Genomic DNA, 23,736 nt, shown 5'->3' with positions numbered 1-23,736 from the left:
CTCAACTAATAGGTTTAATAAGAATACAGAAATCAGGTACGCGCCCCAAATATCGCCGTGCCGACGCGTACCATCGTAGAATCATTGGCAATCGCGGCGCTCATATCATCACTCATGCCCATACTCAGCGTATCCCACTGCTTTAATTCCGGATATTCACGCTTGATACTATCAAATAACTGCTTGATGCGAACAAAAGCATCAGTATTGGCTTTTGCGGGAATAATCATCAGCCCGCGCAATTGCAAGCGCTCGTAATCTTTAATCGCGCTTATCAAGTTTGACAGCTCAGCTGGCAAACATCCTGACTTACTGTCTTCATTATCAATATTGACTTGTATCAACACATTAAGCGCTGGCAGCTCGGCTGGGCGTTGTTCGTTTAAACGTTTGGCGATAATCTCACGCTCAAGCGTTTGCACCCAATCAAAATTCTCAGCAATATCGCGGGTTTTATTACGCTGGATACTGCCAATATAATGCCAAACGATGTGTTCACAGTCTGGCTGTTGTCGTAAAGCTTGTATTTTCTCAATAGCCTCTTGCAAGTAGTTCTCACCAAAATTATACTGCCCTTGACGCGCTAACGTCGCAATCATCTCAACAGGTTTGGTTTTAGACACTGCTAATAAAGTGATCTCGTCTTTTTGCCTTTGCGTTTGTACAGACGCTTGCGCCACCTGCTCGCTTACTTGCTGCCAATTTGCAATCAATTCTGCCGCATCAAAATCATCTCCATTATTTTTTTTACTAGCTAAACTCGTAGCGTTAGTTTGCAGTGTAGAGGTAGTGTTCATAAAAAACTCACAGAAGAAATTAGACAATTAATTTAAGAATTATCAATAGAAGAAAATATGAAGGTAAGTAATTGATACTCCGAGAGCAAGCTACAATTAACTTCATAGTAACGAAACAACAAATATTCAGACTATTTTTACATTTTATTCATATAGTAGATGGTTAAATAGCAGCAGTCTTGTTATCATATTGTTACATGGTCTAACATATGCTACTGAAAAATATAGTAATAGTAACAGTTAAGACTAACACTCTTTTAAATAAGCTAATTTAGATAGTGGCATAGAATCGCAAATTATTATACGTTCTATGCATTTCTTTGCTCATCCTTCTTAGCTCATTTTGTCTATAAATAGGAATATCCGATTATGGCTGAAAAGAATAATTTAAGCATCGAAGACTTGTTGCGCTTTACGGTTAAGCACAAAGCGTCGGATTTACATATTTCAGCCGGTATGCCAGCGATGATTCGTGTCGATGGTGAGATGACCCGTATTAATATGCCCGAAATGACGCATCAAGTGGTGCATCAGCTTATCTATGACATCATGAATGATAAGCAACGCGCCGACTTTGAAGAGTTTTTTGAAACCGATTTCTCTTTTGAAATTCCAAACCTAGCACGCTTTCGTGTCAACGCCTTTAACCAAAACCGCGGCGCTGGCGCTGTTTTTCGAACCATTCCCTCTAAAGTTCTCACCATGGAAGACTTAGGCATGGGTGACGTCTTTAAACGGGTATCCGACTTTAAACGCGGCGTCGTTCTAGTCACAGGTCCAACGGGCTCAGGGAAATCTACCACACTTGCTGCCATGATTGATTATATCAATGAAACCCGTAAAGAGCATATTTTAACCATTGAAGACCCGATTGAGTTTGTTCATGAGTCTAAAAAGAGCTTGATTAACCAACGCGAAGTCCACCGCGATACCTTAGGTTTCGAGCCAGCATTGCGCTCGGCCCTACGTGAGGATCCAGACGTTATCCTCGTTGGTGAGTTACGTGACCTTGAGACTATTCGCTTGGCATTGACCGCCGCTGAAACAGGGCATTTGGTCTTTGGCACCTTGCACACCAGCTCTGCTGCCAAAACCATTGACCGCGTCATTGACGTCTTCCCTGCAGCCGAAAAAGACATGATTCGGGCGATGCTTTCAGAGTCGCTACAAGCCGTCATCTCACAAACGCTACTACGTCGGCAAACCGGCGGACGTATTGCTGCTCATGAAATCATGCTGGGCACGCCTGCGATTCGTAACTTGATACGTGAGAATAAAATCGCGCAGATGTATTCTGCTATTCAAACAGGTGCTGGTGAAGGCATGATTACTCTTGATCAAACGCTTAAAAACTTGGTTTCAAAAGGCACAATAAGTAAAGATGTCGCTCGCCCTTATGCTAAGCAGCCTGAAGCCTTTATTTAGTATGGGTTTACATAGTATTAAAAGTTTTAACATAAATTTTTGTTAAAGTTATAGATAAATGATCAAAAACTTTTATTCAGCTTTAGTTATTTCAACGATTGTTATTGCCCGCTTTAAAAGTTTATTGCAGCAGTTTTAAACTATATATTCCAAATGTAGGTACGTTATGGACATTGATAAGCTTTTACAATTAATGATTAATAAAAACGGCTCTGACCTTTTTATTACTGCTGATGTCGCGCCGTCCATGAAAATCAATGGCAAAATCTTGCCGGTGGGTAAAACGCCGTTAACCGCTGAGCAAACCATGAGATTGGTCAAAGGGGTGATGACCCCAAGCCAGCAAAAAGAATTTGACGAAACCAACGAGTGTCAATTTGCGATTTCAGATCAAGCGCAGCAAGCGCGCTTTCGGGTAAGTGCTTTTATTCAGCGCGACATGGCAGGGATGATTTTACGGAAAATCGAAAATAAAATCCCGACCGTTGAAGAGCTGCGCCTGCCCCCAGCGCTAAAAGAGCTGGCCATGAAAAAGCGCGGTATTATTTTGTTGGTTGGGGCTACAGGTACGGGTAAATCAACTACCCTTGCGGCGATGATTGGCCATCGTAACCAAAATTCACACGGTCATATTATTACTATCGAAGATCCGATTGAGTTTGTACATAAGCACCGCGGTTGTATCATTACCCAGCGCGAAGTTGGTATCGATACCCATTCTTTTGAGGCAGGTCTTAAAAATACCTTGCGCCAAGCGCCTGATGTGATTTTGATTGGTGAGATTCGTAACCGCGAGGTTATGAGCTACGCGATTCAATACGCTGAAACGGGGCATTTGGTCTTTGCAACTTTACACGCCAATAACGCCAACCAAGCGATTGACCGTATCATTCACTTTTTTGAAACCAGTCGCCATAATCAGTTGTTTATGGATTTATCATTAAACTTGCAAGCTATTATCGCTCAGCAATTGATTCCAACGCCTGATGGTAAAGGACGCCGCGCCGCTATTGAGATTCTCTTAAACTCACAGCTAATCAGCGACTATATCCGTAAAGGCGAGGTACATGAAATCAAAGATGTGATGACGCGCTCACGTGATAGCGGCATGCAAACCTTTGACCAAGCGCTGTTTGATTTATATGAAAATGGTGAAATCACTTATAAAGAAGCCATTCTCCACGCTGATTCCCCTAACGATTTACGCTTAAAAATTAAACTCAGCAGCAAAAGTGGCAACGTCAACTTAGATGAAGGTGCCGATAGTTTATCGTTAGACATCACTTAATATGGCACTACTTACCTAGAATTTTCCCATAAAAAAGCCCTCATCAAATGTGAGGGCTTTTTTTAGCGTTTAAGTTAATACTTGGACAGTAATAGACTATAAATTATCAATATCAGATAATCGATTTCTAAAACGCTTACTTAGCGTTGTCTCTACAAGCTTGATTATCACAAATACCGTACAGCACCAAAGAATGACCAGATAGCTTAAAGCCATGCTCTGCCGCTACTTTGGTCTGCTCTTCTTCAATGGTTTTGTTATGGAACTCGACGATTTTGCCGCACACATCACAAACCAGATGGTCATGATGCTCTTCTTGGGTAATCTCAAACACCGATAAATTGTTTTCAAAGTTATGGCGCTCAACGATACCGGCTTGCTCAAACTGGGTTAATACGCGGTAAACGGTTGCTAGCCCCACATCTTCGCCTTGATCAATCAGTGCTTTATATACCTCTTCAGCACTCATATGATGCAGCTCTGCACTTTCAAGCAGCTCTAAAATTTTGATACGTGGTAACGTTACCTTTAAACCCGCTTTACGTAAATCTTGATTGGTAAAAGAAGCCATAATATCCCTTCTGACTATGAAAGTCTTAGCAAATGAATTCAAAAAACAGGAGTTAAACAAACATCAATAGTTAACAATAAGTGCTGATAAAATATAAAAACCATAAAAAATGAACGATTATGCAGAGCATTTTTTGCGAAAAAACGCTGCCAAGTGTTTGAATTTAAAATATAAATAATAAAGGCGGTAAGATAGCGCTTGGTAAATAATGTCGTAAGTGGTAGGCAATTGCAAGTAAATGACGTATCATTTGTGCAAGATTGCCTGCAAGACCCCCATTATCGGTTTTTAGCAGCGCCTAACCCATTTTTTATGAGTCATCTTACCATGATAAAGACCTTTAATTTTCGTTCGTTAAGCTCTACAAACGCCTTACGCAAGATTACCATGACGACTATGCTCAGTGCCACTGTAGCTATGTCTGGCTGCTCATTACTGAGTGTCTATAAAATTGACTTGCCCCAAGGCACTGCCATTACCCAAGCGCAAGCGCAAAAAGTGCAAGTAGGTATGAATCAAAATCAGGTGCTTTATATTCTTGGTAGCCCAGCAATCAGAGACACGCTCGCGCCAAAACGCTGGGACTACATTTACGACTATAAAGCCGGAACAGAAGGTCGCCGTAAAGGTATCGCCGATGTCAAAAATGCCAGCCAGCATTTGATTGTTTATTTCGACGATAACGGTATAGTGACCCGCATTGAAGGTATCGACAGCCTACCTGCATCATAAATCTGATAGAAATTTCTAACGACTAGCTGCGAGATTTATTTTTGCGCTGAGACATGGGATCAGCGCTTAAGCTGCGATAAACCTCTATCCGATCAGACGGCTGCAATCTATAGTTTAGCAGCTGCTTTTGCGCATATACTCCCACATGCCAACGTTTAGCCGTTGGCGTTGTCGTATTGGCAACCTGCTCGCACCAGCTTGCTAGCTCTTCAAACTGTTTTAGCCAACCTGCCTGAGCCAAGGCCTCATACAAAGTTGTGCCCTGACTGACTTGAACAGTTTGATAATGCTGGCGCACCGCCTCTTCTGCATATGCCAGATATACTGTTATCAAATCAGTCTGCTCAGTCTGAGCTGGGTTAACGTTAACCTCATCTTTATCAGCTGTACTATGGTTAGCAGCGGTCATCAGCTTAACCACTGCATCACCCAACCGATTAACGCTAACAGTAACGCCAGCGGCACAATAAGGCGTATCGCCACCCGCCACAAGTTATAAAAAGCTTCATTGCCAAAGTTTAAAGACTTACGCAAGTGGCTGATTTTCATCTGCCAACCAGCAAAAACGGACAATAAGAGCACGGCGATACTACTGATAATCACCAAAATACCGACTAGCCAATTGGTCGGTATGGCGACGACTAACAATAGCGCTAGCACAAACGTTAATACCACGCTGACTAGCAAACCAAATTTATGCGCCAATTGCTGAGAGCTATAATGTAATAAATAGCTGGCCACAAATACGACACCGATCCAATACGATAGCTGCCCAATCGGTGGTAGCGCCATGCCGCTGATGAATAAAGCGACCACACCAACCACTAGCTGTAATACCCAAATCGGTAGAACCAACTTGGTTGCGCGATATGCTGGCGCGGCACTATTACGAGTGGTTTGCGCATTGTGATTATCAGTCCCTACTGCCGTGACCGTTTGCTTGCTAATTAAGTTTTGACCAAACCAGTATAAACCTGTACCCGCACCGACGCTCACTAATGCCAACGCCACGGCGCGCGCCCATTCACTTAAGCTGACATCAGTCATGGCAAAAGCGATATTTGGCAGACCGTTGGCAACACCCAATAATAAACCGATCAACATTAAACCTAAGCCAATTGGTAACGGCGCCACGCCGAGTAAGCTTAATAAGACGGCGATGACCATCAATCCTGCCGCAATAGCAAAGCTTGGTACATTAGGTACGCTGTTGAGTTCCGTCAAAGCGGCTAAAATACCTTGGCTTGCTCCCGATATGACAAGCGCAGCAATGAGGATAGAAACCAGTGCCGCGAGCCAGCCAAAACTGCGCCAAAAGGTGCTGGCATCGGCTTCGCGTGTAAGCTTTTGCATACCTGCCAGAGGTGCTTCAGCACTACGATAAGCCAAAGCAATTTCCGCATACACAACGGGCAGAGAGACCAGTAGCATCGCCAACAGCCACAGCAACCAAAAGTCAATCTCGCCTATAGATGCAGGTGCAAACCAGCGAAATAACAATAGCGGTAGCAGCGCGGCGATAAAGTAAGAAGCATAGCGAATCATCATAATCTAAATCCAAGCGATTCAAAGTGAATAATAGTTAAGGCTATAAAGTACTGATAGACATCTATATTTTCTATGATAGCGTCATATGAAAGCCGCTTAATTCTTATAAGGGTTATCAAAGCTTATGCAAATTATATAAGGACTAATAGTTATAAAAAAACCCCGAAATCGGGGTTTAAGAGCTAAATCATAACGGCGGCAGCAAATTGTTTAACTTATTATATAATCTCACTAAGCGCGTCAAAGTGCGAGCCGCTATATAGGTAGCCAATTAGTGAATCGCGCTCACATAATCTGACAAGATACGAATATCGCGATCAGATAGTTTGGCCGCAACCATCTGCATCATACCCATCTCGCCTTCTTTTTCCGCATCGTTAACACGTTTTTGCTCGTCGCTATCGATATCATCAACACGACCAGCAGCACGGAAAAGCTTTAGCTGAGTGGCAATATATTCAGCATGCTGTCCGCCTAAACGCGGAAATGCAGCCCAAACGTTACCCGCCGCATCTGGACCATGACAGCCTGCACAACCGATAACGCCACGGGATTTGTCACCACCTAAAAATAGCTTAGTCGCTTCTTGCGTCGTCGCAGGATTACCAAATGCGACGCCCCAAGGTTTTTGGCTGGCATAATAACCTGCAACGTTGGCTAAATCTTGCTGAGACAAATTGGCAACTTGCGACTGCATGATACCGTTTTTACGGTAGCCTGATTTATAATCGACCAACTGCTTATATAAGTACTTTACGTTTTGACCGCCAAGATTTGGCTGTGCTGGCACAGGACTGACACCATCAACACCATGACAAGCCGCACAAACGGTTTCTGCAATTTGCTTACCTGCATTGACGTCATGTTCAGGAACAATAATAGCAGCTTGTACGCTGAAACTTGCAACACATAAGCTGGCGGCAGCGATTAACTTTTTCATTGATACAAATCCTACTAACTCGACGTAAGCATTATTTAGAGTGATTGCATTATCAAAAGCCGCACCCACTACAAAGATAGCATCTGATCAGCTACGCTATGTATTACGCGGTCTTTATCACAAGCAGCCCGAAAGTACTTACTAATATCAGGGTTTATTTTGGATTATTATAGCAAGACTTTTTACTATTTGCCTACTTAATCGTAGCATTGGTTATTTTTTCTGGCGGTTCGACATTTATTCACTTAATAAAAAAACAAAAAGCGCAATAGGTTTACTCACCCTGCGCCTCGTACCATTTATCATTAAATTTATCTAGCCATACAAAACTACTTACTGCTTGGCTATTTATTGTTCATTTATTACTTGCTCATATATTCAATAAGCTTGCGATAATCCTCATCACTACATTTTTGGCATAAGCCACCCGCTGGCATTTGAATCATGCCATTTTTGACAGACTTAACCAACGCTGGCATACCTTTTTGTTTGATAAGCTGTTGCCATTTGGCACTATCGCCTTTTTTAATCGCATTGAGTGCGCCACTATCGTGACAGGCGGCACATGAGTTATTATAGGATGTTGCAATATCGGCGGCGCCTGCACTAATGATCGTCGCCGTACCAATGATTAAAGCAGCACTACTGGCAGCTAAGAAACGATAGCTTTTAGCAAAAATGTCGGTGATTGAGAACATAAGACACCTCATATCTTTTTCGTTCGCTTAATCCATAATTTTATTAAGCGTTTATCGTGCAATGGTCATTCACTTTATCTGACTAAAGATTGTAACAATATATGTCACATTAATATATATAAATATGGTTTAGCTTTGTTAACGATGTTTATTGGAATAAAAATCAGGGTTCAGACGCGTTTTTATTTACGGTTATGTTGTGATTATTATGAGGGTAATTGCCGTTATTTCAATAACTAAGCACTGTAATAGTATAGAATAGTCGTTATTCTAAAACCTTTATATTATTGACGACCAATTTTTACCATTCATCTACTTTAGGCATCGCTCAGCGCTCTGCTTTATTCACAAACTTTTCACTACTGTATCTAATTTTTTAAGGTTAATGAGTCATTTATGAGTACCCCGTTTAAAGATGTCGCCGCCGAACATGCGGATTTTAATACCAAAGCCCGTCAGCGCATTCAGCAAACTGAATTTATGACGTCCGCGCCGACTTTTCGTCTTTGTCCGCCCGATGTTGGGCTCGAAGTCGCTTTTGCTGGTCGCTCGAACGCGGGGAAATCGTCCGCTATCAACGCCCTAACCAATCAGCGTCAACTGGCACGCTCGTCTAAAACGCCTGGGCGTACGCAGATGATTAACTTTTTTAGTATCGGCGATACCGATACGCGTTTGGTTGATTTGCCGGGTTATGGTTATGCGGCCGTGCCCCTTGAGATGAAAAAAGAATGGCAAGTTGAGCTTGAAGAATATCTGGTATCGCGTTCAAGCCTAGCAGGTTTGGTACTGATGACCGATATCCGTCATCCGCTTAAATTCTTTGATGAGCAAATGCTGCATTGGGCAAAAGATGGCGAGTTACCCGTGCATATTTTGCTCACCAAAGCCGATAAGCTTAAATATGGCGCGTCTAAAACTGCGCTGCTTAATACCCGTAAAAGACTTAAGCAGTTGGGTTTAGACTGCACAATACAGTTGTTTTCCGCATTAAGAAAAGAAGGTCTTGATGAGCTGGCAGGCGTCATGGGTAATTGGTATCAATATCAGACCAAGGAGGATAAAAATGCTGAAGCGTCTGTTATTGAAAACCAAGAAAATAGAATAGAAACTAACGACCAAAGCGCTGATAAGTAAAAAAGTGCTAAATAGACTACTCAGTTTATTCAGTAGAAATTTCAAAAGGGTTTATCATTTATAACGATAAACCCTTCTTTTATGGGTATTTTTTGAAAAATCTATTTGTTAAGGTTAACCCCAGTTCGGGATAAGCCAGTGCTTAAGTTGTTGATACTATTTGTATAATTATTATCTGACCTTATAAAGTCATGCTTTTGACAGTAGTTTATAGAGAAGCCTGTCTTCAAAGACTTAGCTGGTCTTCAAGAGTAATAGAAAATATCAATACTATCAGCAGCTTAATGAATCACTTATCCCGAACTGGGGTTAAGGTTAAATGATGTTTTGGTTAAGCACTTAATTTATGCACATAACAATGCCACTAATTCTTGCGGCGTGTCCACTTGATAAGTTGGCTGCTCGGCAGCAAGCTCGCTGCTTGACGCTGTGCCATAATTGACCGCAATACTGGTCATGCCCAAACGATTGGCCATTTGTATATCGTAGATACTGTCACCGATAAATACTGCCTGCGAGATTGACTGCTTGGTGTAGTCTAAGATATCGCTCAGCATTTGCGGATCAGGTTTGGAGCCGGATTCATCAGCACAGCGCGTGATGGTAAAATAGTGATGGCTAGCAGAAGCCTCTAATACTCGATCTAGCCCCTTTCTTTTTTTGCCGGTAGCGACCGCAAGCTGTTTATCTTGCTGCTTTAACGTCAGGAGCATATCGTCTATCGGCATAAAAAACGGCGTACGATGGCTGTTCGGAATATAATAATCCGCATAGCTTTGCTGAATGGCAAGCTTTTGCGTATTGCTTGCTTGCGGATATAAAATCTCAATGCCGTGCATTAAACTTAACCCAATAATGTCTTTGACGGCCTGATCGGTAGTCCTAAAGCCATGCGCCTCGCCCGCTATATGCATCGACTCAACGATTAGGCCAATCGAATCCATCAAGGTGCCATCCCAATCAAAAATAATCAGCGTTTTATCAGCTAAATGATGCTCAGCTGCTGATTCAGAAGTATTGGTTGGCGCTGTTTCGTTAGCGCTAGATGCTGTCATGGACTAACCCTTTACAAATAACAAATGGCAAATATAAAAATGTCACAGGTCCTTATTTGGCGAATGTATGCGCAAATAAGCAACTGTGACGATTGTGTTAAATAGTCATTTCAAAACTGCATTGACTATCAGTCTTTAAACAGCCTTTAAAAAGAAATTTTTAAAACTTATTCAGGCAGCTGCATATCTGCTGGTAACCAATCTTTCATCTCATCTGGTAATGGCGCGGTAATGGTTTCATAGCCAGGAATATCTAAACGCCACGCATGTAAACACAAACGATGCACGCCCGATTTGTCATGCACATTGTATTTATCATCACCTAAAATAGCATGACCGATATGCGCCAAATGTACGCGAATTTGATGGGTGCGACCGGTCAAAGGTTTTGCTTCAAGCAGGCTCACTGGCTGATCGTTCAGCGTAAAGCGGCCATGCACAATGATATCGGTCTGGCTTTCTTTGGCTTGTGGGTCTTGCGCATCTACTTTTACGCGGCGCTCACCGCTAGCCAGCGTATAGCGCAGTAATGGCGCGTCGATACGCTGCTCATTGAGCGCAGGTTGGCCTTTCGCTAGGCAAAGATAATGCTTTTGAATGGTTCTATCGACAAGATGCTGCTGGAGCACTTTTAACGCCGAGCGCTTTTTAGAAATCATCAGCAGACCTGAAGTATCTTTATCGATACGATGAATCAGCTCGAGATATTTTTTACCTGTCACTTCGCGCATGGCTTCAATAACGCCAAAATCTAAACCACTACCGCCATGCACAGCAATACCAGCAGGCTTATTAAGTACGATTAGACCCTCATCTTCGTAGACCACTCGCGCCAATAAGCTATTGGCAAATTCAGCGCTGATAATCGGTTTATCACGGGTCGCCAGCTGTACAGGCGCTATACGTACCACGTCTTCACGTTGCAATCTGTCATGCGCTTTACAGCGTTTATTATTAACGCGCACTTCGTCTGAGCGAATCATCTTGTAGATGTGGGATTTTGGCAAACCCTTTAGGCGATTGAGCAAAAAGTTGTCTAAGCGCTGGTCGTGCTGATGGCGCGTGACTTCAAGGTAATTGACCTTTTCAAAGTTACTGATTTCGTCGTCGGCACTTTGCGGGCGCGTTTTACTATTAAAGATAGCGGGCGCTTCGTGGATAGGCTGTTCGGTTGGCATTTTTGAGTTTGTCATTTTTAGTTAGGTATTTACACAAAGATTTGCTATAGTTTAGCATGTTGAGCGCCAATTAAGCAGAGGCTGCGACAATAATTCCTTGTTGTTACAGACAATATTACGCCTTTGCTACTACTGGTTAGTCAGGCAATAGCCGTTATAAAGGTTGCCAAACTTGTGCGTTTCATCTGATTTTAAGGGTGTTATATCCCTTGATATACCCTATAATGCCCCATAAATTGTAAGAACAACGCTGATAATCATCTATATATAGAATGTATCAGTACCCAAAATTTTTAGTACAACGTTTTTTAGTAATATAGTTTTTTATCAAGACAAAACACGCTGATATTAAACGACATCGCTTTGATAAATTGGCTAACAACCATTTTATCGCGCGATAACAACATAACATTTACTCACTACCGCCTAACCACGACTTATTTTGATAATTATTTATCACGCATAACTGATTATCAGTCAGTCCTTTAGCGCACAGTTGAGCAAGTATGGGTCGCTTAGAGCCAGAATCGAGCATCATTTGTTGATTATCGATAGCTGCCTGAGTATTGGTGGTCAAACAGAGCACGCGAAGTAGGATAGACAAGAGACACCGTGCCGATAAGCCGGTCATTTATTCTGTTTGCCAAGTACGCCCCGCTGATGATTAGAGCAGCACCACCTAGCTTTGAGTTACCCCAGATATTTTTGACGTGATAGCCAAAAGAACGATAAATAAAGAATGACCAATTGCTTTACCTAAAAGGATAACCGCTGCACGGCACTGTTTTATGCACTAGCACTTACCGATAAAACAGTTCTTTATTAACAGCGCTATGATTGCTAGACCTTGATTGATTAATTGTGACAACACGATGCTTTTTTGGTAATTGTGACCTCTTAAATCTCAGTCCTTATCCATCGCCGCCCTTACAAGGTGTGCGAATTAAACTTGGATAAATGGCTGTCAAAAAGACCACAAACCCGCGCGTGCCTTAATCGTTAGACCAAGCCTACTCATAATATGATATAGATAGTAGCTTTACACCCTACCTTGTCTATACGAACGTTACCGACATTAGCAGGATAAATGGCTAATACATTTTAGGTTAACAGCAGTTACGAAAAGCTCATGTGCTTGCCGATATTTCTGCTTTACGTTCTCCCGCTCATTAACATCTACTCAGGTTGATTTACCCTTAACCTCACTTGCTCACTTGCCCGAAAGCCTGCCCCGTCGTTGTTATGCGTACTCATAGGATTCAAACATGAAACGCATTTTAATCAACGCTACTCAAAACGAAGAAATTCGCGTTGCCCTTTGTAAAGGTAATCATCTTTACGATTTCGATTTAGAAAACCGTACCCGCGAGCAAAAAAAATCCAACATTTATAAAGGTCACGTTACCCGTGTCGAGCCATCGCTTGAAGCGGTATTTGTCGAATATGGCTCACAGCGCCAAGGCTTTTTGCCAATTCGTGAAATTTCTGCTGAATATCTAAGCGGCAATCCACGCGATGAAAACATCAAAAAATTGATCAAAGAAGGTGATGAGCTTATCGTCCAAGTCGAAAAAGAAGAGCGCGGTAATAAAGGCGCAGCCCTTTCGACTTATGTCTCTTTAGCAGGGCGTTATCTAGTATTGATGCCAAACAATCCTCGTGGCGGCGGTATTTCGCGTCAAATCTCGGGTAAATTGCGCGAAGATATGAAGCGTATGCTCGGCAATCTTGATTTGCCAAAAGGCATGAGCGTCATCATTCGTACTGCGGGTATTGGTAAAACCCAAGAAGACTTGCAACACGATTTAAATCACTTGCTTAATATCTGGCAAGCCATCCAAGAACAAAATCAAAAATATCCGTCACCGCGTTTGGTGCACCAAGAAGCAGGCGTCGTCACCCGTGCCGTGCGTGATTATCTACGCGATGATATTAGCGAGATTTGGATTGATAACGAAAACGCTTATATCGAAGCGGCTGGTTTTATCGATGCCGTGATGCCAAAACAAGCAGAAAAATTGCGTAAATATACCGATTATGAGCCGATGTTTTCGCGCTTTAATATCGAAAAGCAGATTGAAACAGCTTATCAGCGTGAAGTTCGCTTGCCATCAGGTGGCTCAATCGTTATTGACCAAACTGAAGCCTTAGTATCTATCGATATCAACTCAGCAAAATCAACCAAAGGCTCAGATGTTGCTGAAACTGCCTATCATACCAACCTAGAAGCTGCCGATGAGATTGCACGCCAGTTACGTCTGCGTGATATGGGCGGTTTGATTGTCATTGATTTCATCGATATGAATGACAATAAGCATCAAAAAGAAGTGGAAAAACGTCTGGTTGACGCGACCAAATACGACCGCGCGCGTGTACAGTTTGGTGATATTTCTAAATTTGGTTTGATGGAAATGAGCCGTCAGCGCCTGCGCCCATCGCTAGAAGAGTCGACCGGCTATATTTGCCCGCGTTGCCATGGCAATGGCATGATTCGTGATTTGCGCTCGCTATCATTGTCGATTATGCGTCAGATTGAACAAATCGCCTTAAAAGAACGTCAAGGCGAAGTACAGGCCGAAGTGCCAACCGATATCGCGGCTTTCTTGCTAAATGAGAAACGCGATAGCTTGGTTTATTTGGAGCAAGACAGCGGTACGCGTATCACGATTTTGCCACACGCGCATTTAGAATCGCCAAACTTTAAGCTACATTTTAATCGTGATGGCTTTGCGCCATCGAGCTATGAGCGTATCACCGATACCCAGCAACAAGAGCACAGCGACCTAGGTTATAACGTCGATTGGCAGACCGCTGATTCAGTGCGCCCTGAGCAGCAGCCGACGCGTCAGCCACGTCAAGCAGCTGATAATAGCAGCAATAAAAACAGTCAAACGACTCCTCGTGCCAACAGTCAGCAGAAAAACACGACCAGTCATAGCAATGACCATCGTAGCAATGCTAATGCTAATGGCAGCAATGCTGCACCAGCACGTGCGCCGCAACCACAAACTCAATCACAAACGCAGTCAAAAAACGCGCTAACTGTTGCGACTACCGCGGCGCCAGTAGCTTCACAAAACAATAACGCGACTGCTGCCCAACCGCAAGCAGTCGCTTGGTTATCGAATTTATTTGCCCAAGCGCCGCAAGCATCGACGACGCCTAAGGTCAGTAGTCGTGATGCTGCCGAAGCCATTGAAGCACTGGTAAATACGGGCGCTCAAAGTCTTGGTTCGTTTGGACAAATAGATAGCAGCGCTTTAGATGCTAACGCTCAAGCCACAGTAGCACCGCAAACGGCAAGCAATCAGCAGAACACTGAGCAACAGCTGAATACTAATCGCCAGCAAGCCGCTAATAGCAATACTGATGATAATAACGACGCTGAAGACAGAAGAAGACGTAAACCGCGTAAATCAAGACCTTCTAAAACGCGTCAGAGAAAAGAGCAAGCAGATGAGTCCAATGGTAACGCTGCTAGCAATCACGTAGATAGCAGCCCGACCAGCTCTGACGACAAGCAGGCTGATAGTCAAGATAAACGTCAGCATGATAATCGACGCTCTAATGACCGTAATCGTAACAACCGTCAAGACAGCGGTCGTAATGGACATGACAATAGCAATACCGAGCACAATCACGCTGCTAGTAAAGACGCTAATACCACAGATGAGCAAACGCGTGCCAAGCGTAAATCAAATAGCCAGCGCTCCTCACGCGGTAAAATTGAGCGCGGTGAGACGTTAAGTGCGAATAACGAGCAAAGCAACAAAGAGACCAGTCATAGCAATGACAAAAATCAGACTGGTACCCGCCGCAACCAAGACCCTAATGAAGTGGTATTACAGGTCAATGAAGCGTCTACAAAGCTCAAGTCGCCAGAAGTTGTGCACTTGTCTTTAGATGATAGTAAATCGGTAACAGCAACGCGCCAAGCGCCTGAAAAGCAAAGCGCTGAGAAAGCTAGCAATGAAGCTGATAAGCAGAAAGCAAGTCAGGAAGACAGGACTCCGAAAAATGCGGATAAGCAGGAAGCCGTTGAGCAAATTACTGATAGTCAAGCTACTAAAAACAGCCTTGACTCGGTTGATAGTAGTCCAAGAACCAGTACGCAAACTGTGACTGCCGACGCTGCTAAAAAGGATAATGCTGCAAGTGGCGATGCGGTGGTAGCGGCAGCAAAAATGGACGACGCTAAGACAAGCACCACTGAAGACAAAGTGCAAAAGTCTGACGCTAATTCTGTAGACGAGCGTAATGTCGAAGCTACAAAATCAGCAGCCGATGAGCACTCGACCTCTAAAAGTGGTAGTGCTGTCGAAACTAGCAGAAAAGCTGATGGCATAGCGCCTACCGAGAAAGCGCAAAAAGCGGCTTCTAATGTTGACGCTAATACCGATGATACTGACAGTAGCAATCAAACAGCGTTTGAGCTTGACCATCAAGCTTTGTTCGCCAAGCGCTATGTGACGGCTGAAAAGTTCGGTCAAGCCAGCAATGATCCACGCGTGGTTCGTCGTCAGCAGGCTCAAGCCTCGACAACTACAGCATCGGATAATCAATCGCCTGTGGTAAATGAGCATCGCGCTGTGAACGTTCCAGCTATCCGCGGCACGGTTGGCGAGTTTATCCGCGCAACCTTGCCAGAGGCGCAAGCGCGTTTAGCCGCTGAAGGCGTGATTAATTGTTTTAATGCGGCTATCGCTTTGCATCTAGAGCAAGCTAACGCTGTTAACGAAAAGGTAGATAGTAACAACGAGTCTAAAGTCGAGACTGGCAAAACTGCCAAGCAAGATTTTGACTTCAGTAACTATGGTTATGAACCTTTAGCAGCGGATTATCTCGCAAGCTTTGAGGCGATGACGCAAGCCGTCAGTCAGTTTGCTGCGGCGCAAGGTAAAACAGCCGTTGAGCCTCGCCCTATTAGCAAACGGGCGAGCAACGACCCACGCGGTCAGCATCCTGGCTATCAGGCGCCAGCTGCAACCACAGTCGCCGAAGTGCCTAAAAATGGCTCTCTAGCAGCCGACAGCGACGCTGACATTGACGCTCAGAATATAGACGCCACTGCCCTGGCCAATCAAAGTCAGACAGACGATGTCAGCGCCGATAGTGAAGAGCTGCTAAAAGTAGAGCAAGCACTAGAGGTAGAGAACGCTGAAGTAGCAGATACTGAAGCTAAAGATGCTGACTCTGATGTCGAGCAAAGCGAAACCGAGCAAGCATCTGAGCCAACTGAACAGCTATCTGAGCAAGCGACAAAAGAGGAAATTCAGGCGGCGAAGTCAAAAACGACCATCGCCAGTTATAAAAACATGATCGAAAATGTGGCGGAGCAATTACTACCACAAAAAGGCATGTTTAATTTAACGACGCCAAAAGTGCCAAAAGCGCGGACGCGTAAGCCGAAAGCAGAGCATAAAAAGCCGACGCAAGCGGAAAAATCAGAAACTGATGGCTCAGGTGTTGATGACTCAGATAGCGAAAGCTAATAGCCGTTATAAGTAATCTTTTATAAAATAACAAAGCCCCAAAGTTGTTAGAAACTTTGGGGCTTTTCTATGAATATAGCTTTATAAACGATCTTTTATATCAATGCCAAGCTTTGATAAACAGAACTTTTGAGCAACAAGATCAATGGGCAGTAGGCTCGTCTTTATGACGTATCTTATTGATAACCGTAAATAGCGCAACGATAGCAGCGCCAATAATAAAACCGACAACGCCATTTAATAAGGCAGTGGTAAAGCTCTCAAATACGCCAGTCAAATGCGCAATATCTTCAACCTCATGATGCAAAAAGTTAATACCGTGCACCAAAATACCGCCACCGACTAAAAACATCGCCAAAGTCCCAGCGATAGATAAAAACTTCATTAATTTAGGCGCTGCCGTAAATAAAACCTTACCGACTTTTTGAGTAAAATTACCGTCTTTCTCCATCATATGCAAGCCTAAGTCATCAATTTTAACGATGCCCGCGACCAAACCATAAATACCAACAGTAATACCGATGGCTAAAATAGAGAGCACCAAACTACGCTGCAACAACGTAGCGGTTGCCGTTGCACCTAGCGCAATCACAATAATTTCTGCTGATAAAATAAAATCGGTACGCACCGCCCCTTTGATTTTTTCTTTTTCAAAGGCGACCAAATCAACGTTTTTATCAGCGTTGGCTTGCCGACGGGCATTTTGCTCTTCATCATCTGGCAGGGCATGCGGCCAAAAGCGATGAATCACTTTTTCAGCGCCTTCATAAACCAAAAACAAGCCGCCACACATCAGCAGAAAGGTGATTAAAGGCGGATAAATGGCGCTGATAAGGATAGCTGCTGGCACCAAAATAAGCTTATTAATAAACGAGCCTTTGGCAACCGCCCAAACGACTGGCAGTTCACGATTTGCTGTGACGCCGGTGACCTGCTCGGCATTCAACGCCAAATCATCACCCAATACCCCCGCAGTTTTTTTGGCGGCGACCTTCGTCATGACCGAAACGTCATCGAGTATCACACTGATATCATCAAGTAGGGTTAATAAACTGGCACCAGCCATAGAGGCTCCTTAGAAAATTAGAAAGAAATTAGAAAGAAAATTTATTTTAATGGATAATTTAATGTTTATGACAGTAGCCTACCTAGACTTGACTTCCTCCCCGACCTAAAGGAACGGGGATTCCTACTAAAGACGGCCAAGCCCGACCGCGAGAATGTTTTTTGCTCCATTAACGTCACGTTGATGGGTCGTTTTACAAGAACGACAAAACCATTGTCTTATACCAAGCCCCGATCTACCTTTCGGACTGTCTTGGCGAGAGCCGCAACACGAGCAGGTTTGGGTGGTGTACGCTTCATTTACTTCGATATAGTGGCAACCTGCGTTCGCGCATTTGTAGTCCAGTTGTCGCTTTATCTCAAACCAACCCGCATCATAGACGGATTTGGCGAGTTTGCTTGAAGTAAATGATTTTGACTTGATTTTACCAACTACGATTAGGCTGTTGGCTTTAACAAGCTTTGATGTAAATTTATGAATCAAGTCTAATCTAGTATTTTTAATCTTGGCGTGAATGGCCTTAACCCGTTTTTTGTTTTTGGCTCTTTGAGCAATGGCCAGTTTTTCTGCGTATTGAGTCGTCAGCTTAGTAGTTAGAACCTTGCCATCACTACTGACTGCGGCATCTTTACAGCCCAAATCAATACCGACTTGACCGTCACCACAGGCTGTTTCTGAAAACTCTTTAACAGTGATACAGGCGTACCAGTGGCCGCGAGAATCTTGTACCAACTCGCACGTATTGATGCTGTAGAGCGAAAGGTTATAGCTGTCCCACACATCAATAATCAGCTTTTGACCCTTAGCCAAACTGAATTGTAGAGTTGTTTTTAGAGATTTTTTGCCACTTTGTTTAGTGCTTAGATGCTTGATAGCAGCTTTTTTAAAAGGAATCCAGCCCAAACTTCTTTTCTTGGCTTTAGGATTGTTTGTGCGCCAGTTTAGTTTGGTTTTTTTAAACTGTTTACGGCTTTTGGCGTGAACCTCACTAATCGCTTGCAAGGTTTGGCTGTGCAGGTTCAGGTACTCACCAACGCCTTTGGTGTAAGTGGCCAAGTCGTAGGCTGAGAAGAATTTGCCTGTGCGCTTAAGATGTTTAAAACTTAGCTCATTAACGTAATTCCAGACAAAGTTGACCGCACCAGCTAAGATATTTAGCTGAGTGGCATGTTTGTCTTTGATGCGTAGCTTGAGCGTCTTCATGGGTTTAGTATGATCCTAATGCGTTTAGTATGATCCTAATGCGTTTGGTTAACAAGGTTCTTTTAATCTTAGGTGACAACGGCTGACGCCTGATATCCACGCCCTTCTAGGACGTGGTTTTACGGCGCTGGATGATAAATTTGGCGATGCCAATAAAACATCAACAAATAGCCTTTGGTGGTTATTTCTAAAAATATGTTAATATAACCAGTATTGCTACTTATCTTTTATTATCAATAAATTGCACCTCATCCTTGAAGTATATCGCGCTGACAACAAAATTTAGCGTATATGGGATAAGCGTTCATACACTATCTATGTCCCTGTTTTTATATCTATATCTTGCTTAGGCACCACCGCCTAAAGGAAATACTTATGTTTTTACCTTCTTTCTCTAAAGCCACTTCTGCTCGCGCTCTATTTTCTCGCAAACCTTTATCGAGGATGATGATGGGCGCGTTGCTGGTCGTGGTTGCAGCAGGCTGCTCGAATAATGCGGCAGATGCGACCAGCAATACAGGTATCGTCAATAGCGCTAATGCCAAAGTCAGCACCGCACAAGTCGCCGATAATGATGCAGCAGTGGTCAAAGCCTTACAAACAAATCTAAAAGCCTCAGGGATTGAAGAAGAAATTATTTCAGCCGTACCAACGGATATGGACGATATTTACTGGGTAACGGCATCGGGCTTACCATCGTTTTTTACCGATAAATCTGGCAAACATATTATCCAAGGACAAATCATCGCCGTTGGGCAAGAGGCGCCAGTTGATATCAGTGGCGCTTTGGTTGCCAAAGCCGCGCAAGACGCTCTAAAAACGGTCGATAAAAAAGACATGGTTATTTATCCAGCAAAAGGCGCCACTAAATCAGTTGTTTATGCCTTTACTGATGCCGACTGCCCTTACTGCACCAAGCTTCATGAAGAAATGAGCGATATCAATGCACGCGGTATTGAAGTGCGTTATTTGGCATGGCCACGCAGCGAAGGCAGTATCCCAAAAATGGAAGCGATTTGGTGTAGCGAAGATCGCAAGGCGGCGATGGACCAGGCAAAAATGGGCGCTAATGTCCAAGCGCCTAGCTGTAATAACCCAGTAAAAGAGCAAATCGAGCTTGGAATGTCGTTAGGAGTACGCGGCACGCCTGCTATCTTTACCGAGTCTGGCCAACAAATCGGCGGCTATCTACCCGCGGCGCAATTGGCGCAAACAGCGATCGATGCCAGCTAGTCCTCTCCCCTCATATTGTTGACTTTACCGACAGTGAGATTGGGTAGACGCCACAAGCGCTTATCGGTATGATACGATGAAGCGCTAGGTAAAATTAGCGATGTATTTTTATACTTTTCTTCTTTATATCAGCCTCATTTATAAGCACTTTTATATAAGTCTTTTTATGTAAGCGCTGTCATAGAAGCATTTTTATCCAACTCTATAATCTCTTGAGGATACTGTGAGCAAATCCATCAAACTAGCGATACTTGGTCTGGGCACCGTCGGAACGGGCGTGATCAATCTAATCAATGACAATTTAGATGAGTTAAAACGCCGTAGCGGACGCGACATTGTGATTACCGAAGTCGGTACCCGTCGTCAGCGCGATGATATCGACGCTACCATCGTACAAAATAGTGACTTGATGGCAACCGCTGCCAGTGACAATGTCGATATTGTCATCGAAGTGATTGGCGGTACGTCCTTGGCTAAAGATGTGATTATGCATGCCATTAAACACGGCAAACATGTGGTCACTGCCAATAAAGCCTTGCTCGCCGAACACGGCAATGAGATTTTCGCCTTTGCCGAAGCCCATAATGTACACGTTGCTTATGAAGCGGCGGTGGCAGGTGGTATTCCAATTATCAAAGTCATGCGTGAAGGCCTTGCTGCCAATAAGATTGAGTGGTTAGCTGGTATTATCAATGGCACTGGCAACTTTATCATGACTGAAATGCGTGATAAAGGTCGCCCGTTCGCCGATGTTTTAAGCGAAGCACAAGCACTTGGTTACGCCGAAGCCGATCCAACCTTTGATGTCGAAGGTATTGATGCGGCGCATAAGCTTGCGCTCCTCGCCTCTATCGCCTTTGGGATTCCGCTACAGTTTGACAAAGTTTACTGCGAAGGTATCACCGGTATTACCTTGCAAGACGTCAACTACGCCGAAGAGCTTGGTTACCGTATCAAACATCTAGGCTTTGCGGTACGCCGCGAAGACAACGGTTCAGGTGATGGCCAAGGAAATAACGGCGCGGCTGGTATCGAGCTGCGTGTCCATCCAACCCTCATTCCACAGAACGCCCTACTTGCCAACGTTAATGGCGTAAAAAATGCGGTATTAGTCAACTCGCACCCACTTGGTCAGACGCTATATTGCGGTGATGGCGCTGGTGCTGGAGCAACGGCTTCTGCGGTCATGGCCGATGTCATGGATTTGGTTCGCGTTCTTGGTAGTAAAGATAGCAACAATGAAAGCACGAACGGTCACCATGTGCCGCATCTAGCCTTTATCCCAGAGCAATTATCAGACACACCCATCTTGCGCGCTGAGCAAATGATTACTGGTTATTATCTGCGCGTGCATGCGCATGACAATCCAGGCGTTTTGGCGGACATTACTCGTATTTTGAGTGACGCGGGTATCAATATCGATGCCATTTTACAAAAACCTGCGCATAAGCTGGGCCAAGTACCAGTGATTATCTTGACCCTACCTGTGGTGGAAAGTCAGATGAATCTGGCGATTGAAAAAATCGAGAAGCTCGATACCATTACAGATAAAGTCGTCCGTATTCGCTTAGACGAGCTAGCTTAATCTATCCAGCGATTCATCTATAAACGTGTGACCTTAGCTAAAAACTTTTTTTAATGACTAAAAAACTTTCGTTTCAAATACCGAAAAAGGAAAAATAACGATGTCAAATGATGCAATTGTAATTTTAAATGGCGCCCGTACTCCGATGGGTGGTTTTCAAGGCGCTTTAAAGGACGTCAGCGCAACTAAACTTGGCGCAACCGCTATCAAAGCAGCCGTTGAGCGTTCAGGCGTGAGCGTTGATAATATTGATGAAGTCATCATGGGCTGTATCTTGACCGCTGGTCTTGGTCAAGGCCCTGCCCGTCAAGCCATGCGTAAAGCAGGTCTAAATGATGCCACGGGTGCCGTTACCATCAATAAACTTTGTGGTTCTGGCCTAAAAGCGGTCATGCAAGCGCACGATGGTATCAAAGCGGGCAGCTTTAACGTCGCAGTCGCTGGCGGCATGGAATCAATGACCAATGCCCCTTACATCATGCCAGGGTCACGCGGTGGTTACCGTATGGGTCATAAAGAAGTCAAAGACCATATGTTCTTAGACGGTCTAGAAGATGCCGAAACCGGCAAATTAATGGGGCAGTTCGCGCAAGAAATGGCCGATGAAAAAGGCTATAGCCGTGAGCAAATGGACGAATTTGCTATTGAATCGCTAAACCGTGCATTGACAGCGATTAAAGACGACCATTTTAAAGATGAAATCGAGCCTGTCACTTTCAAATCGCGTAAAGGCGAGCAAACGGTTGATACTGACGAGCAGCCTGCACTTGCCAATGCTGAGCGCATTCCTACCCTGCGCCCTGCTTTTGCAAAAGAAGGAACGATTACAGCGGCAAACGCCAGCTCAATCTCAGACGGCGCGGCGGCGGTTGTGATGATGAAAGAATCACAAGCAAAAGCCGAAGGTTTAGATTACCAAGCACGTATTGTTGCCACCGCTTCTAACTCGCGCCATCCAAGCGAGTTTACCATTGCTCCGATTGGCGCCATTGAAAAAGTTCTGGACAAGGCGGGTTGGTCAATTGCAGACGTCGATTTATGGGAAATCAACGAAGCCTTTGCGATGGTAACGATGGCAGCGATGGATGAACTTAAAATCGACCACGCTAAAGTCAACGTCGAAGGCGGCGCTTGTGCACTTGGCCATCCAGTTGGCTGCTCTGGCGCGCGTATCTTAGTCACCCTTATCAACTCGCTTAAACGTACTGGTGGTAAAAAAGGCGTTGCAACCTTATGTATCGGTGGCGGTGAAGCTGTTGCCGTTGCCATTGAACTGGCTTAACTTTAAGCCAATTCAACGTTTGAGCTTCTAAAATTGAAATTCTGATTTAAAATACCGACTTATTTTCTTAAAATTTTAAGACCGCATAGCTACTAGCTGTGCGGTTTTTTTATACCTAAAAATGACAAATACCGCAAAGCGGTGAACACGCTGTAAGAAAGCCTTAACTTAATTTTATATAGTAACGGCGTCATTTACAGCCTATTACACGCAATTACCTCAAGCGCACACTTTGCTACCTTGCTCATATATCGTATCGAAAAACCTGCTGCTACGATAATAACAAGTTGATGGAGAGGCGGTTTATTAACGAACGATAGCTAGTCCTTAATGATAGCGAGATTCTATTAATAACCACGGTAATATCTTCTTCATCTAATCTTGTTGATTTATAAAATCAAAATCTAAGTTTAAACAAGTTCAAAAGAAATAGACGACAGTTTTTTAGCAACGCAAATTTTTACTGCATTGCCATTTTATAAAAAATAATTATTAATCCAAACAAA

General features: G+C 43.8%; 19 protein-coding genes. 8 read left to right on the top strand and 11 right to left on the bottom strand.

The window, feature by feature from the left end; all coding sequences use genetic code 11:
- Positions 1–32: 32 nt before the first annotated feature.
- Positions 33–797, bottom strand: a complete 765-nt coding sequence (locus FOR85_RS07570) for a YggS family pyridoxal phosphate-dependent enzyme (RefSeq protein WP_144297412.1) — start codon at positions 795–797, stop codon at positions 33–35.
- A gap of 369 nt (positions 798–1,166) precedes the next feature.
- Between FOR85_RS07570 and FOR85_RS07565 the strand changes: the two genes are divergently transcribed.
- Together FOR85_RS07565 and FOR85_RS07560 are read left to right on the top strand one after the other, a co-directional pair.
- Positions 1,167–2,222 (top strand): type IV pilus twitching motility protein PilT, encoded by a 1,056-nt coding sequence (locus FOR85_RS07565; protein WP_144297411.1) that lies wholly within the window; start codon positions 1,167–1,169, stop codon positions 2,220–2,222.
- 166 nt (positions 2,223–2,388) lie between these two features.
- A complete protein-coding gene (locus tag FOR85_RS07560) occupies positions 2,389–3,510 on the top strand; it encodes a PilT/PilU family type 4a pilus ATPase (RefSeq protein ID WP_144297410.1) in 1,122 nt (373 codons plus the stop codon).
- Between the two features lie 136 nt (positions 3,511–3,646).
- On the opposite strand, the gene fur is transcribed toward FOR85_RS07560, so the two are convergent.
- Positions 3,647–4,081: a ferric iron uptake transcriptional regulator gene (gene fur / locus FOR85_RS07555; RefSeq protein WP_068406404.1), complete on the bottom strand. Its 435-nt coding sequence runs from the start codon at positions 4,079–4,081 to the stop codon at positions 3,647–3,649.
- Between the two features lie 312 nt (positions 4,082–4,393).
- On the opposite strand from fur, the gene FOR85_RS07550 reads away from it, so the two are divergent.
- Complete coding sequence (locus FOR85_RS07550) at positions 4,394–4,813, top strand: outer membrane protein assembly factor BamE (RefSeq protein WP_144297409.1); 420 nt, start codon at positions 4,394–4,396, stop codon at positions 4,811–4,813.
- Positions 4,814–4,835: 22 nt separating this feature from the next.
- Here the strand turns inward: FOR85_RS07550 and FOR85_RS07545 are convergent, their stop codons facing one another.
- From FOR85_RS07545 to FOR85_RS07530, 4 genes are all read right to left on the bottom strand, one after another.
- A complete protein-coding gene (locus FOR85_RS07545) occupies positions 4,836–5,222 on the bottom strand; it encodes an RnfH family protein (protein ID WP_144297408.1) in 387 nt (128 codons plus the stop codon).
- Complete coding sequence (locus FOR85_RS07540; RefSeq protein ID WP_144297407.1) at positions 5,222–6,361, bottom strand: hypothetical protein; 1,140 nt, start codon at positions 6,359–6,361, stop codon at positions 5,222–5,224. Before FOR85_RS07540 ends, FOR85_RS07545 begins: the two co-directional genes overlap by 1 nt.
- Positions 6,362–6,632: 271 nt before the next feature.
- Positions 6,633–7,301, bottom strand: a complete 669-nt coding sequence (locus FOR85_RS07535; protein ID WP_144297406.1) for a cytochrome c — start codon at positions 7,299–7,301, stop codon at positions 6,633–6,635.
- 362 nt (positions 7,302–7,663) lie between these two features.
- Complete coding sequence (locus FOR85_RS07530) at positions 7,664–7,999, bottom strand: cytochrome c5 family protein (RefSeq protein WP_144297405.1); 336 nt, start codon at positions 7,997–7,999, stop codon at positions 7,664–7,666.
- A 396-nt stretch (positions 8,000–8,395) separates the two neighbouring features.
- On the opposite strand from FOR85_RS07530, the gene yihA reads away from it, so the two are divergent.
- Entirely contained in the window at positions 8,396–9,136 is a 741-nt protein-coding gene (gene yihA, locus FOR85_RS07525; RefSeq protein ID WP_223808567.1) for a ribosome biogenesis GTP-binding protein YihA/YsxC, read from the top strand.
- Between the two features lie 344 nt (positions 9,137–9,480).
- On the opposite strand, the gene FOR85_RS07520 is transcribed toward yihA, so the two are convergent.
- The 3 genes from FOR85_RS07520 to FOR85_RS07510 all read right to left on the bottom strand — a co-directional run bounded on the left by FOR85_RS07520 (position 9,481) and on the right by FOR85_RS07510 (position 11,973).
- Positions 9,481–10,191 (bottom strand): HAD-IA family hydrolase, encoded by a 711-nt coding sequence (locus FOR85_RS07520; RefSeq protein ID WP_144297404.1) that lies wholly within the window; start codon positions 10,189–10,191, stop codon positions 9,481–9,483.
- 167 nt (positions 10,192–10,358) lie between these two features.
- Entirely contained in the window at positions 10,359–11,384 is a 1,026-nt protein-coding gene (locus FOR85_RS07515; RefSeq protein WP_223808566.1) for an RluA family pseudouridine synthase, read from the bottom strand.
- Positions 11,385–11,781: 397 nt separating this feature from the next.
- Positions 11,782–11,973 carry a hypothetical protein gene (locus FOR85_RS07510; protein ID WP_144297403.1) on the bottom strand — a complete coding sequence of 64 codons (192 nt, stop codon included), beginning with the start codon at positions 11,971–11,973 and terminating at the stop codon, positions 11,782–11,784.
- 661 nt (positions 11,974–12,634) lie between these two features.
- On the opposite strand from FOR85_RS07510, the gene FOR85_RS07505 reads away from it, so the two are divergent.
- Complete coding sequence (locus FOR85_RS07505; RefSeq protein ID WP_144297402.1) at positions 12,635–16,861, top strand: Rne/Rng family ribonuclease; 4,227 nt, start codon at positions 12,635–12,637, stop codon at positions 16,859–16,861.
- A 142-nt stretch (positions 16,862–17,003) separates the two neighbouring features.
- On the opposite strand, the gene FOR85_RS07500 is transcribed toward FOR85_RS07505, so the two are convergent.
- Both FOR85_RS07500 and FOR85_RS07495 read right to left on the bottom strand, forming a co-directional pair.
- Complete coding sequence (locus FOR85_RS07500; protein WP_144297401.1) at positions 17,004–17,927, bottom strand: DUF808 domain-containing protein; 924 nt, start codon at positions 17,925–17,927, stop codon at positions 17,004–17,006.
- Positions 17,928–18,053: 126 nt separating this feature from the next.
- Positions 18,054–19,130, bottom strand: coding sequence for an RNA-guided endonuclease TnpB family protein (locus FOR85_RS07495; protein WP_144297400.1), 1,077 nt, complete (start codon positions 19,128–19,130; stop codon positions 18,054–18,056).
- 375 nt (positions 19,131–19,505) lie between these two features.
- Between FOR85_RS07495 and FOR85_RS07490 the strand changes: the two genes are divergently transcribed.
- The 3 genes from FOR85_RS07490 (at position 19,506) to FOR85_RS07480 (ending at position 23,230) form a co-directional block, all read left to right on the top strand.
- Positions 19,506–20,363 (top strand): DsbC family protein, encoded by an 858-nt coding sequence (locus FOR85_RS07490; protein WP_144297399.1) that lies wholly within the window; start codon positions 19,506–19,508, stop codon positions 20,361–20,363.
- Positions 20,364–20,586: 223 nt separating this feature from the next.
- Complete coding sequence (locus FOR85_RS07485; protein WP_144297398.1) at positions 20,587–21,948, top strand: homoserine dehydrogenase; 1,362 nt, start codon at positions 20,587–20,589, stop codon at positions 21,946–21,948.
- A 100-nt stretch (positions 21,949–22,048) separates the two neighbouring features.
- Positions 22,049–23,230: a thiolase family protein gene (locus FOR85_RS07480; RefSeq protein ID WP_144297397.1), complete on the top strand. Its 1,182-nt coding sequence runs from the start codon at positions 22,049–22,051 to the stop codon at positions 23,228–23,230.
- Positions 23,231–23,736: the final 506 nt, after the last annotated feature.

The organism is Psychrobacter sp. YGAH215 (assembly GCF_007280595.1).
In the GTDB taxonomy this organism is placed as follows: domain Bacteria; phylum Pseudomonadota; class Gammaproteobacteria; order Pseudomonadales; family Moraxellaceae; genus Psychrobacter; species Psychrobacter faecalis.
This window is presented reverse-complemented; position numbering and strand designations above follow the sequence as displayed.

Coding starts and splice junctions, on each gene's coding strand:
- FOR85_RS07530 (WP_144297405.1), bottom strand. CDS start 7,999: ATGTTCTCAATCACCGACATTTTTGCTAAAAGCTATCGTTTCTTAGCT.
- yihA (WP_223808567.1), top strand. CDS start 8,396: ATGAGTACCCCGTTTAAAGATGTCGCCGCCGAACATGCGGATTTTAAT.
- FOR85_RS07495 (WP_144297400.1), bottom strand. CDS start 19,130: ATGAAGACGCTCAAGCTACGCATCAAAGACAAACATGCCACTCAGCTA.
- FOR85_RS07500 (WP_144297401.1), bottom strand. CDS start 17,927: ATGGCTGGTGCCAGTTTATTAACCCTACTTGATGATATCAGTGTGATA.
- FOR85_RS07535 (WP_144297406.1), bottom strand. CDS start 7,301: ATGAAAAAGTTAATCGCTGCCGCCAGCTTATGTGTTGCAAGTTTCAGC.
- FOR85_RS07480 (WP_144297397.1), top strand. CDS start 22,049: ATGTCAAATGATGCAATTGTAATTTTAAATGGCGCCCGTACTCCGATG.
- FOR85_RS07490 (WP_144297399.1), top strand. CDS start 19,506: ATGTTTTTACCTTCTTTCTCTAAAGCCACTTCTGCTCGCGCTCTATTT.
- FOR85_RS07560 (WP_144297410.1), top strand. CDS start 2,389: ATGGACATTGATAAGCTTTTACAATTAATGATTAATAAAAACGGCTCT.
- FOR85_RS07540 (WP_144297407.1), bottom strand. CDS start 6,361: ATGATGATTCGCTATGCTTCTTACTTTATCGCCGCGCTGCTACCGCTA.
- FOR85_RS07520 (WP_144297404.1), bottom strand. CDS start 10,191: ATGACAGCATCTAGCGCTAACGAAACAGCGCCAACCAATACTTCTGAA.
- FOR85_RS07550 (WP_144297409.1), top strand. CDS start 4,394: ATGAGTCATCTTACCATGATAAAGACCTTTAATTTTCGTTCGTTAAGC.
- FOR85_RS07515 (WP_223808566.1), bottom strand. CDS start 11,384: ATGACAAACTCAAAAATGCCAACCGAACAGCCTATCCACGAAGCGCCC.
- FOR85_RS07505 (WP_144297402.1), top strand. CDS start 12,635: ATGAAACGCATTTTAATCAACGCTACTCAAAACGAAGAAATTCGCGTT.
- FOR85_RS07545 (WP_144297408.1), bottom strand. CDS start 5,222: ATGACCGCTGCTAACCATAGTACAGCTGATAAAGATGAGGTTAACGTT.
- FOR85_RS07570 (WP_144297412.1), bottom strand. CDS start 797: ATGAACACTACCTCTACACTGCAAACTAACGCTACGAGTTTAGCTAGT.
- fur (WP_068406404.1), bottom strand. CDS start 4,081: ATGGCTTCTTTTACCAATCAAGATTTACGTAAAGCGGGTTTAAAGGTA.
- FOR85_RS07565 (WP_144297411.1), top strand. CDS start 1,167: ATGGCTGAAAAGAATAATTTAAGCATCGAAGACTTGTTGCGCTTTACG.